Source organism: Flavobacteriales bacterium (assembly GCA_021739695.1).
Classification (GTDB): domain Bacteria; phylum Bacteroidota; class Bacteroidia; order UBA10329; family UBA10329; genus UBA10329.
On sequence record JAIPBM010000015.1, the window covers coordinates 81,666 to 94,158 of the forward strand.

9 protein-coding genes are annotated in these 12,493 nt (G+C 45.0%); 2 read left to right on the forward strand and 7 right to left on the reverse strand.

The window, feature by feature from the left end; translation table 11 throughout:
• Positions 1-40 precede the first annotated feature (40 nt).
• The 7 genes from K9J17_10820 to K9J17_10850 all read right to left on the reverse strand — a co-directional run bounded on the left by K9J17_10820 (position 41) and on the right by K9J17_10850 (position 10,145).
• Entirely contained in the window at positions 41-3,361 is a 3,321-nt protein-coding gene (locus tag K9J17_10820) for a T9SS type A sorting domain-containing protein (GenBank protein MCF8277214.1), read from the reverse strand.
• 16 nt (positions 3,362-3,377) lie between these two features.
• Positions 3,378-3,734, reverse strand: a complete 357-nt coding sequence (locus tag K9J17_10825; GenBank protein MCF8277215.1) for a hypothetical protein — start codon at positions 3,732-3,734, stop codon at positions 3,378-3,380.
• A 225-nt stretch (positions 3,735-3,959) separates the two neighbouring features.
• The gene (locus tag K9J17_10830; GenBank protein ID MCF8277216.1) at positions 3,960-5,621 is read right to left on the reverse strand and encodes a T9SS type A sorting domain-containing protein; all 1,662 of its coding nucleotides are present in this window, start codon (positions 5,619-5,621) and stop codon (positions 3,960-3,962) included.
• Positions 5,622-5,692: 71 nt separating this feature from the next.
• Positions 5,693-6,001: a hypothetical protein gene (locus K9J17_10835; protein MCF8277217.1), complete on the reverse strand. Its 309-nt coding sequence runs from the start codon at positions 5,999-6,001 to the stop codon at positions 5,693-5,695.
• A 78-nt stretch (positions 6,002-6,079) separates the two neighbouring features.
• Positions 6,080-7,303 carry a peptidoglycan DD-metalloendopeptidase family protein gene (locus K9J17_10840; protein ID MCF8277218.1) on the reverse strand — a complete coding sequence of 408 codons (1,224 nt, stop codon included), beginning with the start codon at positions 7,301-7,303 and terminating at the stop codon, positions 6,080-6,082.
• Positions 7,304-7,319: 16 nt separating this feature from the next.
• A complete protein-coding gene (locus tag K9J17_10845) occupies positions 7,320-9,035 on the reverse strand; it encodes a gliding motility-associated C-terminal domain-containing protein (GenBank protein MCF8277219.1) in 1,716 nt (571 codons plus the stop codon).
• Positions 9,036-9,137: 102 nt separating this feature from the next.
• Complete coding sequence (locus K9J17_10850; GenBank protein ID MCF8277220.1) at positions 9,138-10,145, reverse strand: tryptophan 2,3-dioxygenase; 1,008 nt, start codon at positions 10,143-10,145, stop codon at positions 9,138-9,140.
• 112 nt (positions 10,146-10,257) lie between these two features.
• Here K9J17_10850 and K9J17_10855 point away from each other — a divergent pair, with 112 nt between their 5' ends.
• Both K9J17_10855 and K9J17_10860 read left to right on the forward strand, forming a co-directional pair.
• On the forward strand, positions 10,258-11,595 hold the full coding sequence (locus tag K9J17_10855; protein ID MCF8277221.1) for an FAD-dependent monooxygenase: 1,338 nt from the start codon (positions 10,258-10,260) through the stop codon (positions 11,593-11,595).
• A 76-nt stretch (positions 11,596-11,671) separates the two neighbouring features.
• The coding region (locus K9J17_10860; GenBank protein ID MCF8277222.1) for a hypothetical protein at positions 11,672-12,493 on the forward strand (822 nt) is incomplete at its 3' end.

A 12,493-nucleotide genomic window follows, 5' to 3' on the forward strand; every position in this document is an offset into this window, starting at 1 on the left:
TGAAATTCATCGGGACTCTTAAAATCAATTCAACAGATTATCAGTCTATCATGATCTTGCGAGTAACAACACCTTCTAAAGTGGCCACTTGCAACAGATATGTTCCTTTCGAAAGGTTCAAGTTCATGTTCTTGCGGAAGTTTCCGTTAAGAACAACACCTTCTGTGTAAACCTGACGACCTGCAATGTCAAGAACAACGATCTGAGCGTCAGCATCAACACCTGTTACCTCAACCACAAACCGTCCGTTTGATGGGTTTGGATACACAGACAATCCATTTTCAACTGCCTCGGCAATCGTTGTCGGAATATCCGTTACCTGAATAGCTTCACAGTATTCAGAAGTACATCCATTCTCATCTGTGACGGTCAAACAAACGGTGTATGGACCATCAACAGCATAAGCGTGCGTTGGGCTGGCAACTACTTCTGTACCGCCATCTCCAAAATCCCAAGCCCAATCAGTAACACTGCTGGACGAAGTACTTGCATCTGTAAAAGCTACAGAAAGACCAGTAGCAGCATACGTGAAGGATGCGTCAACAGTTGTTTCTGTAAGCGTAACCATCGCGTCACCTGAAGCACCATTATAGCCATCAACTTGAACATAGTACGTGGATCCAGCGGTAAGTCCGCATAAGTTAACCAAGCTGGTTCCGAATACGGTTGCACCCGAATTATCATCGTTAGCACCCTCAAGAACACCAGTTCCTGACAACAAATCCTGACAGCTTGCAGCCGAATAAACAGCAACCTGAGTATCATAATCAGAGTTATCAGTGCTCACCGTCATATTACCAGACGCTGGAGCTACAAAAGTGAACCAGACGCTATTCTCAAGTGTCAGCGAAAAGCTACACCATCCGCCTTGGTCACTGCAAGAAGCAGCTGCACCTGGAACCGCTTCTCCTGCCTCAACTGTTGCTCCAACGTTTGAAAATGGTCCGTTCGAACCCATCACGAGCGCGCTTGCATTGCAAACATCATCATTACTTGGAGGGAATGCACAACTAACCGAAAGTTCAAAATCGCCTATCTCAGTTCCATCATAACCTCCAACATAGATGTAATAATTTGCACCTACCGTGGTCGGAAACGAAAGAATGGATGTCCAACCACTCACATAAATATCTCCTCCATCTTCATCAAAATCGATTCCAGCATTGCCGCAACCGTCAGTGTAGCCGATTCGTGTATCATAATTTGTACCTGCATTATCGGTAGACAGCGTAACGAAACTTCCATCTCCCACAAGCGAGTACCAAACTCCAGCGCCTGGAACGATATCCAATTCATCAGCATTTGTTGCTAAAGTGGTGGAACCGAACACTACGTCATCGCAAGCAATGGCAATAGCACCTGTACATAAATCATTTGCAGGTCCGCAAACCTCAACAGTGATCGGTGCACCAGTTGCATCCAAATTAGCACAGATACTTCCACCTCCTTGTACAAGAGAAGGAAGGACATCCAACGCACTGGTAGTACCGAATACTACACCGCTTAGGTCAAGTGTAAGCGGATTGTAAACAAGGGTGTGGATAATGTAATCTCCTTCTGCCGTAACAGTAAAATCAGGTGTTGCAGCAGCATCTTCAATGATCAAACCTGGGTTAGAAGTAAGAACATACAATACCGAATATCCAGTAGGAACTACCGGAGCAGCATTCTCTGTTGCAGAAATATCCGCAGAACCAGCATCTAGACAAACTGGGCTTACATCCGCGGTAAGCGTTCCTGCATCAGGCGCTTCTACAGTTATAGGTGCTCCTACAACATCAAGCGCTGCACAAATGTTATTTGCTTGAACGATAGCCAGCACATCTGCTGCTGCAGTTGTTCCGAAAACAACGCCACTCAAATCCAATGTTGCAGGGCTGTATACAAGCGTATGAATCGTGTAATCGCCACCCTCAGTGACAGTAAAATCAGGTGTGCTGTTTACTGCTTCAATTATGAGACCAGGGTTTGAAGTCAAAACGTAAGCTTCTACGTACCCACTTGGGATAACGGAAGCTGTTGCTTCAGTAGCTGAAATATCAGCAGAACCACCATCCAGACATACTGGACTTGCATCGGCTGTAAGCGTTCCTGCAGCAGCAGTACAGTTACAAGTAACTGACAGCTCGAACTCTCCAGCATCTGAAGATCCTGCAATCCATGAAGCTACGTACAAGTAATACGTGGTTCCCGCTGTGGTAAACGCAGTAATTGTTGAAGGTCCAAATGTTGTTCCGCAACCATCATCATCTTGGTCGATTTCAGTCTGTACACCTGAACAATCTCCAGTCAGAAGAGTGATTTCAGTATCATACAGGTTTGCAGGGTCGTCAATTGTTGAGCAAGTGCTAAAAGTTACGTCTTGTCCATTTCCTTCGAACGTGTACCAAACACCAGCACCACTAGATGAAATTTGTTCAGTTGCAAACGTATTGTCGCCCGTAACAACATCTCCACAGGCAATGGAAATTGCATTTGTGCAAAGGTCATTTGCAGGAGGAGTACAAGCAGACGAAGTAAGGCTCAACAAATACGTTCCAGACTCGCCATATATTGATGTGACATAAATATAATACGTTTGTCCATTAACAGTTGAGAATCCCGAAATCTCCGAGGCCAGATTGCTCGGAAAGCTAATATCATCGTTAGACGCAACGCATGTTCCTCCACAAGTTGTCGATATCCCTAGATAAGTATCATATCCAGAGCCATCCAAGGATATTGTATAATCCGAACCATCGCCAACAAAAGAATACCAGACGCCTGGGTCTCCATCGGCACAAGAAAGCTCTCCAGTAGCATTGCCGCTAGATGTATTCCCAATAAATGAGTCACCACAAACTAAAGGTGTTGCATCCGCGCAAAGATCGTTTGGCGGGGCTGGTAGAGCGGCACATGTAACACTAAGGTCAAAATCACCAGTTACGCCTTGAGTTGTACTCCAGTGACCAACATATATGTAGTAATCCAAGCCTGCCCATGCTTCAAACGATAATTCTGAATAAGGTAAACAACCGTCATCATCACTACCAACATCAATGCGGTTGTTACAATCTCCTGCAAAAACTGCTATCTCGGTATCAAAACCAGAGGTAGAAGTACAAGTGCCTACGGTAACCAATTGGTTATCTCCACTATAGACATACCATACACCAATGCCAATGTCAGGAGTTCCACCTGTATTTGTGGCCCCTACGGTGGTCCCACTAACCACGTCTGAGCAAGCCACAGCAATGGCACCTGAACACAGGTCATTTGATGGAGCTCCACCAGAAGGTGCCGGTTGGGCAACAACAATTGTCGAAATTGCTAAACCAAGAAACGTCAGAAAAATCTTTGATCTATTGTATAATGTTTTCATGTCTTTCTTTTACGGGTTATTTCTTCTTTGAATTTGCATCTAACCAAGCTTTCTTCTCGGCTTCCGAAGCAAAACGCTCCTCCTTTACAGGAACAACAGCATTTATCTTCGCCCCAGTTGTAAGTTGGCTAGAAACGACCTTCATATTTGCTTTATATTCAGCAGGATTTGCTTCAATCCAAGCTTGTTTCTCCTCTGCAGATACGGCTTTAACCGAACCATTCATTTCAGCATAGGCCTCTGGATTTGCATTGATCCATGCTTGCTTTTCAGCATCCGAATCGAACTTCGGTATACTATTGCTCTGCGCCATTCCCACATGGTAGGAACCCACTAACAGACCAACAGCCACTACTCGTCTAAGTGTTTTCATGTTTGTTGTAGATTAATTAAGGTTTGATATTGTTCAGTCGTAAGGTGTGCAAGGTAGGTATTTCGCTTAAGAACGCAACATTTGTATCGTCCGTCACGCACAAATCGTGACTGCTGAAAGACGATTTTCGAACATAAACGCACATAACACATTGACCCGGACTAAAAACAAAAAGCCCTGCCAATAATTGGCAGGGCTTCCTTAACCGTAAGAATTTGAAGCGACTTATTTTACCTGGATCTTTTGAATCAGATTAGATGATTCCGTCATCACATTCAAAATGTAAGAACCTGATGAAAGGTCGATACTCAAGTTTTTCTTGAAGTTGTTCGAAAGAAGAATTGCTTCAGAATACACCATTCTTCCAGCCATATCAGTGATCAGCAATTGACCTTTACCTTCTGCGCCATCAATAGATACGGTAAACAATCCATTAGACGGGTTCGGGTAAACATTGGCCGCAATCTTATCAGAAGCGTCTACGCCTGTTACGACTTCACAATAGGTTACCGTTATATCATAGTTATTAGAACCTGAACCACAAGGGTACTGATCAAAAGCCAGCGGGTATATTGCCATAACATAAGTTCCTGGTGTAGCTGCGTAAGTGAGCGACCCACTGCCACAAACATCGGTTATTTCCGTAGCTAGCGGGGTACCAATGCTTGCACAACTTGCGGCTACGGCAACCACTAAAGGCATGCCACCACTAAATGCCACATCGATATTGGTGTTTTCTGTAACCACCAATTCAAACCAATCCAAGTCTCTAGTTCCTGCATCTGCCCAAAGTGTACCTGAAACAGAACCTCCGCAAGCAATAGACTCGTACGTTGAAGGGCCTGGTATGTTCAAACATCCTCCATTGACATCAGCACCGCAAGCTTCCGATTCTGCTGTGTTTCCTTGCGATGTGTATGAACATGGACACTGAATTGAGAATGTCTGTGTTTCAGTATCGATGAATTCGTTATCCACCAGAATCAGATATTCTGTTCCAGCTGTCAGGTTCATTGGGTAAGACCCCAAGGTGTCCGCATCTATCAAACACGTCCAACCCAAAGAGTCACATCCTAAACTGGCTGGTTTAAACATGTAATCCAGCCAACTATTTCCTGTTGCAGCAGTGATATCCAAAGTATGAACGCCACTTACAGAAGGCGTAAAGCTGTAAAGCTGTTCCTGACCACCTACATTGAACCCACAAGGGCCAGTGAAGAAGAAATCAAGTACACCTGCACCACCGAGTGTAAGAGTCTGAGGAGCACTACAACTTGGAATAGTGACAATGTCATCGCAAGGATTGTTGAACCCTGCAACCACAACGTTATCGATTGCAAAACCATCGGCCCAAGCGGTACCGTCATCGTGAAGAAATCCAAACATCATTTGGTCATTGAAGGTGTAATCGGTTCCGCTAACGGTGATGGTTGTAGGAAGCACAACTCCATCTTCTATCCATGACGGGTCTTCGGTCATTGCCAAATAAAGCCACGTTACGCCAGCATCGTAGGAAATCGTAAAGTACGCAGCGGAGCCCCATTCTGCGGTGTAAAAACGATCGAAAAGAAAATAGACAGAATCGAAGCTGGTCAGATTCAGAACAGGGCTATTCAGTTGATCGTTCGACATGTCGCAGTTACAATCATCGTCATTTGAAATGGCAAACTGGCTTGCATCGAGCGATGCTGGCACATCCCATGATCCGGTCATATAACTGGTTACACCAAAGGTCCAACCATCTGAACCAGTAGCCTGAACTCTTGTCCAACCTGCTGGCAGCGCTCCAGTTTCGAAATCTTCGACCAGGAGAACCCCGTAATTCTGTGCCATTGCAAACTGACACATGATGGCAAATAAAAATACGTATGTAAAAAGTGTTTTCATGTTTTGATTAAATAGGTAGGAAGACAATTGTATGTTCCGAACACTGAGAACTTCGGATGAGCCGCGTATAATTATTTATCGCCAGTTTTCTTAACCTTCGGCTCGGCAGTCGCTGCTTTTTCAGCGGCACGTGCTTTCATTTGCTCTTCCGTCATTACGGCCTTGCTCGTGTTTGCAGCATCAACGCGCTTTACAGTGGCAACACGCTTGTCAATCTTGGCAGCTTCAACCTTTTTCGGTTGCCCTTCAACCTTTTTAAGTGATTCTTTCGATTCCATTTTAACCCGAGTGGAAGTCGTGGTCTTCTCGCTTGCATTCTGAGCATTTGCCATGCCGAACGAAAAACAAACGAGGGTGATGAGTGTAAATAATTGTTTCATGTTTTTGATGTTTAGATTTTGTGTGTGTCACAAAATTAACATAAGCAACATGATTTATTAAACCTGAAAACGAGCGTTTTACAACGGTTTTCGATTAGACATAACCAGAGAGTCGAGTTTGCTAACCAGGGCTTGAAAACTTGGTCTTGAGCTTTCTGAAATTGGAACGGATGCGGGCAATTGTTCCTTTCTGTGGTCAACCTGTTTCCCGTTTTTCCAGAAACGGAAACATACGTGCGGTCCGGTGGCAAGTCCGGTGCTGCCTACATATCCGATAATATCTCCTTGACTTACCCGAACTCCAGGTTTGATGCCGCTCTTGATCTTGGACATGTGCAAATACTGGGTTGAATAAACCCCATTATGCTTCATTTTAACGTAGTTGCCATTGTTTGCCTTGTATTGAGCTTCGAGTATCACGCCATCACCCACGGCCATTATAGGAGTTCCTGTTGGTGCGGCATAATCGGTTCCCAAGTGTGCTTTGAAACGTTTTTGAACCGGATGAAAGCGTTTCATGGAATAACCAGAACTGATTCTCGAAAACTTGACAGGTGCTTGTAAGAACGCTTTCTTGAGATTGTTGCCTTTCTCGTCAAAGTATCCTTTATCGTTCTCGCCATCAAAAAAGTAAGCTTTTACCGGCTTTCCGTAATTGGTAAATGTGCTGGTAAGAATGTGGTCCATGCCTATGGATTTTCCGTCCACGTAATTTTCTACATAAAGCACTTCGAATTCGTCTCCTTTTTGGATGCGATAAAAATCGATTGTCCAAGCATAGATCTCAGAAAGCTCAATGGCCAATACTGGATCTGCTCCTTGCTTTTTCAGATCGACATACAAAGACGAATTGACCGTTCCTTTTACATACCTGATCTTCTTCTCTATATCCTTCTGGCCTTTGTAAACATGCAGGCTGTCTTGCAGGTTGAAAACCACGTATTCCGTAGCATTCGGTTCATAGATGAAACACATGGCATAGCCCGAAGAGTCCTTCGTACAGAAAATGGTATAAGGTTTCCCAGCAGCCAATTTGCGTACGTCAAAGACCTCTTTTGATTGACGGGCAAGTTGATCGATGGTGGCATAAGGAACTCCGTATGGGAGCAGAATGGACGAGAGATTATCGTTCTTACCAACCTTATCCTTTATTACAAGGAAGGAATCGGTGACCATTCCGTATTCCTCTGTGGTTTCGTGCTCAAATGTGACGCCATCTTCGGCAGTATCCTGCGTGCTGGGGCCACATCCCAACGAGAATATAATAGAACAGAACCCAACCCACTTCACAAACCTCAACATCCCCACGAATTAACTGCTAACGAAGTAGTGTAACGGTTCCCTGTTCAGAAAAATTGCTTCCGTCCAAACCTTTCAGGTCAAGTGTATAATAATACGTTCCTTCGTCTGCTTTTGGGCCACCGTTCACGGTGCCATCCCATCCCCAAAAATCTGTTGGTGGAATGGCTCCTTCATACTTGAATACGGGCCTTCCCCATCGATTGAAAATCTTCATTTTGGCTTCGACCATAGAATAGGTGAATGGCTGAAAATGATCGTTCATCTCATCCCCGTTGGGTGTAAATACATTCGGCATATCGTATTCTGGTAGGCCTTCTACGTAAATGGTGTAAGTGATGGAATCAACACAACCATTCACATTGGTAACCACCAAAATCACATCGTAATAACCACTATCTGGAAACGAATAATTCAGTGGGTTCATTCCAAGTATGGTCGAATCGAGAATAATCCATTCTGCCTGTTCTCCAGTAGAAAGCGCAGCTGTAAAAACCACATCCAAACTGTTCGATTCGTAGGTGGCATTGGCCATCGGATTCTCGAAAACCGTTACAGAATTGAGCGCGCTATCGACACATCCTGCATCGGTTGTTATCTGTAATACCACGTCATAGGTTCCAGCGGACGCATAGGTATTTGACACATTATTTCCAGTTGCTGTAGTTCCATCGCCAAATTCCCAGCTCCAGCTAGATACTGAGCCAGATGAAACCGAAGACTGATCGACAAAATCAGTTTCTTGATCCTGACAGACATCTGTTGTGGTGAACGCTGCCATCGGGTTCGGATTTACCGTTACCTGAATACTATCTGAAGCATCGCAACCTTCGGCATCCACGATAGTTTGCGTTACCCAATACGTTCCTGCCTGTGCAAATTCAATTTCTCCAGGAGCTTGGTTACTTGCCGATTGTCCGTTTCCGAAATCCCATTCCCAACCTACCACTTCGCCCAAAGCGCTGTAAGATTCATCATCAAACGTAATGGTCTCTCCTTCACATATCTCGCTGACATTGGAAGTTAAGCCAGGAATGATAGAAAAGCAGAATTGCTGAAGATTGTTCAGCCCACCAGTACTGCCTGTAAATCCCCAGAAAACCATTGGATCGCCAGCGAATATGTTGGCAATGATGTCTCCTGTGTAACTGGTTCGGAGTGACCCGTCCATGTATACATTCATGAGCATGGTGACCGGATTCCAACTTACACGCAACACATGCCATTGTCCATCTTCGATGTTCATTCCACTTACAAGCGCGATGACTGGTCCGGCAAGGTTATCTGCCGATGCGTGGTCGATGGCTCCATTGGCCATAATGGCAACATGATCTTGACCGAGATCTGACTGACTTGGGCCGTTATCGTAAGTGTCAATCTGTACAGCAATGGAAGGAGCAATTCCTTGATAGCCCAATCCGCCTCCAGTAGCACCAACAAGTGTGCTTACCGGTTGTAGCACGAACGCAATTCCATCAGCACCACTAGCCATTCCTGGAACATCTTGACCTAAATAAACATCAAATTGGAAATCGAAGGGGTCCTGAAGATTGATCTGCTCACTGTTCCAAACTGAACCACTTTGCGTGTTAATGGCTTCTGTAAGTCGGTAACAGTTACAGCTTAGTTGAACAGCATTTCCGTTAACCGCAGGTTGAGAAAAGGTACTTTCTGAAGTTAAAGAAAAGAGGCCGAGAAGCATGGCAAAGCTGATCAGCGAAAATCTTGAAATCATGTTTTAAGAATTTGAGGGCACAAAATACATCGTCCGTTAATACCAACTGGTTTAACGGAAGACGAATTTACTCCTATAGGTTGCTGAACCTATGTTTTGAGCTTAGTTCTTTTGAACAAGGTCTTCTACCCAACTTTTGCCCCAATTCTCTTTCTCGTCTTCTGACCAAAGTTCTGGAAAGAAGATGCGTTTCATAAAACGTGGTGGAAGGTATTTCTGCCAATTTGTTCCTCCAGTGGCAGGCACACCATCTTCATCTTTAAGCAAATAGCGCGCGGCTGTTTTGTAATGCTGAAGCGGCCAATTGATGTTGACATTGGCATCCAGCATCTTCATTTGAGCAATCAGTTCCTGGTCGTTCCTTTCCTCTTCAGAAAGCGTTAGGTATTTGGCCCAAAGGTTCTTTTCGCGGCAACGCACTGCCAAATTGGTCAGTTCTTCGCTGTATTTCTGCTCAAATTGTTTCAGTGTCAAGGTCTTCTTCCCTGTTTCCAGCTCAGTAGCTCCCGCTTTCCAGTAGATATATTCGAACATCTGACGGATGCCTTCCTCATCTGCTTTCAGGTTCTCGAATTTGTGTCGATGATCGATGTGTACCAGATTATTCATGGATGTTGAACAGATCTCAATCTTGCGGTACTGTGCGCTTTGGAACCCACTTGCTGGCAAAAGCGCCATTCTGAATCGTAGGAATTGCTCCTTGTCCATTCCATATTCCATAACACCATAACTCGTGGTCAGCGCCCGGAAATATTCGTTGATCCTTCGAACCCGATCCTTGAAAAATCCTGGCTCCAATTGTTCTTTCCAGCCTTTGTCCTCGCCATTCGGAAGTACGTTTCTACCATTGTTGGCAATCTGCTCATATTCGTGCAATGCCAACCTGAAATAAAGTTCGGTTATCTGATGATAGATGATGAAAATGAGTTCATCTGGAAAATCTGTTCGGGGCTTTTGCAGCGTCATCAGCGTGTCTAGGCCCGTGTATTCCCAATAAGGAAGATAATTGGAAAGCAACAATCCATCGAGGTAGGCATTCATATCCTGCCCCATGTTCTCGTACTTGTCTTGCAGTTTCTTCAGTTGTTCCTGCAGAAGTTCGTTGTTCATCAGTTCTATTTAGTGCGTCCGAAATTAGGAAAATCGATACCTGCGCAATAATGACGTTGGTCATGAACGCTCCATTGGCTGAATACTTAAATTGCCGCCAAATACGAAGAGGATGGAAAAGCAGATCATTATCGGAGCTGGGTTGGTTGGCTCGTTACACGCGGTTTACTTGGCAAAAAGAGGCGTAAACGTGGAGATTTACGAACGCAGACCGGATATGCGTAAGACAGAAATCAGCGCGGGTCGTTCTATCAATCTTGCCATTTCGCACCGTGGACTGAAAGCCCTTGACCGTGTAGGACTGAAGGAAAAAGTATTGAAAATGGTGATTCCGATGCCTGGTCGAATGATCCATGACATGGAAGGCAGCACCAACTTTCAACCTTATGGTAAAGAAGGGCAGCACATCAATTCTGTTTCTCGCGGAGGATTGAATGCCCTTTTGATGGATGAAGCAGAACGTTTAGGCGTAAAGATCCATTTCAACATGCGCTGCACCAACATGAATCTGGAAGCAGGAAAGGCCACTTTCAGGAACGAACTTTCTGGCGAAGCAACAGAAGTAATCGCAGACAACATTTATGGCACAGATGGCGCTTTCAGCGAAGTGCGTCATGCGATGATGATGACCGATCGATTTGATTATTCACAGACGTATTTGAAACACGGCTACAAGGAACTTTCCATTCCACCAGCAGAAGATGGCGGTTTCCGATTAGAGAAGAACGCGCTGCATATTTGGCCTAGGGGCGGCTATATGCTCATTGCGCTTCCAAATCTGGACGGCAGTTTTACCGTTACGCTGTTCCTTTCTTTCGAAGGAAAATATGCTTTCGAAAATCTGAACACAGAAAAGGAAGTACTCGATTTCTTTCAGGAGGTTTTTCCAGATGTGGTACCGCACATGCCAACGCTTGTAGATGATTTCTTCGGCAATCCGACCTCATCGCTTTGTACCGTTCGTTGTTTCCCATGGAAATACAAGGACAAGGCATTGATCTTTGGCGATGCATCGCATGCCATTGTTCCGTTCTACGGACAAGGAATGGTTTCGGGATTTGAGGATTGCTATGTTTTTGACCAACTGGCCGATGACCTTTGGAATGAAAAAGAACAACTCTTCCAGCAATTTCAAGAAAGCCGTAAACCAGATGTTGATGCCATTGCCGATCTTGCTTTGCGCAACTTCATTGAAATGCGCGATTCTGTTGCCGACCCCAAATTCCTATTGAGGAAGAAGATAGAGAAGGCGATCAACGAAAAGCATCCCGAAAAATGGGTTCCATTATATAGTATGGTGACCTTCTCAGAAATGCGCTATTCAGAAGCCCTTGCCCGCGGAAAAGAACAGGACAAGGTCATGGAAGAGATTCTCTCTTGGGATGGAATAGAAGCCAATTGGGCCGAAGAATCTGTCTTTAAAAAGATTGAAGTGCTGGCAACCAACTAGGGCCTAAACAGTCTTTATTCCAACCCGACCGAACAGTGCAACAGAAACGTAATTTCGGGACATCCAATACCCCACAATGAGCTCTTTCAACCCCTTATTAAGAGTGGCCTTTTTGGCTTTACTTATTGCAATCATTCATTCGCCTAAAAAGGTTGAAGCGCAAGGTTGCCTCAATGCTGATTTCGAAAGCGGCAACTTTACTGGCTGGACAGGAACTTGGGGAGATGGCGTTTGTACCAGTTCTCTGTTTGGTATTTGTCTTGCCTCAGCCCCAGATCCTTTCCAATACAACGGCCTCAATCAAGGCACCAACAACCAAGCGGCTGACGCGACTCCCGAAAAGAACCATTTCATTATGACAGGAGGGAATGATGCAATCGTTGGAGCGGGATTACCTGTTGTGTTCCAAGGCAATTACTCTATGCGTTTGGGAAATGCCCAAGCCGAAGATGGTGGCGAAAGCATCAGTTATTCCTTCTTAGTGAACAACTCAAACGTGAATTTCACTTATCACTATGCAGTTGTTCTCAATGCTGGCTCTCACTCTTCAGGCGAGCAGCCTTACTTCAGAATCAGGATGTACGATGGAAGTGGAAACCCGATAACATGCGCAACCTACGATGTGGACGCCAATTCGGCACCAACAATTGGTGGATTTATCAGTACGCCTTCGGTCTTGTACAAACCTTGGTCTTCCGTTTTCATTCCTCTGAACAATTACATCGGACAAACAGTACGAATTGAGTTCACCACAAGAGATTGTGACGCAAACGGTGGAAGTCATTTTGGCTACGCATACATCGATGCGGAATGCGCTCCGCTAGAGATCATCTCCTCCGCGCCAACCATTTGTGGCGGACAGACCGAGACACTGACTGCGCCAGCAGGTGCGGCCACC

Bases quoted from the DNA above. Each gene is read 5' to 3' on its own strand.
- K9J17_10835 (MCF8277217.1), bottom strand. From the start codon at position 6,001: ATGAAACAATTATTTACACTCATCACCCTCGTTTGTTTTTCGTTCGGC.
- K9J17_10855 (MCF8277221.1), top strand. From the start codon at position 10,258: ATGGAAAAGCAGATCATTATCGGAGCTGGGTTGGTTGGCTCGTTACAC.
- K9J17_10830 (MCF8277216.1), bottom strand. From the start codon at position 5,621: ATGAAAACACTTTTTACATACGTATTTTTATTTGCCATCATGTGTCAG.
- K9J17_10845 (MCF8277219.1), bottom strand. From the start codon at position 9,035: ATGATTTCAAGATTTTCGCTGATCAGCTTTGCCATGCTTCTCGGCCTC.
- K9J17_10825 (MCF8277215.1), bottom strand. From the start codon at position 3,734: ATGAAAACACTTAGACGAGTAGTGGCTGTTGGTCTGTTAGTGGGTTCC.
- K9J17_10840 (MCF8277218.1), bottom strand. From the start codon at position 7,303: ATGTTGAGGTTTGTGAAGTGGGTTGGGTTCTGTTCTATTATATTCTCG.
- K9J17_10820 (MCF8277214.1), bottom strand. From the start codon at position 3,361: ATGAAAACATTATACAATAGATCAAAGATTTTTCTGACGTTTCTTGGT.
- K9J17_10850 (MCF8277220.1), bottom strand. From the start codon at position 10,145: ATGAACAACGAACTTCTGCAGGAACAACTGAAGAAACTGCAAGACAAG.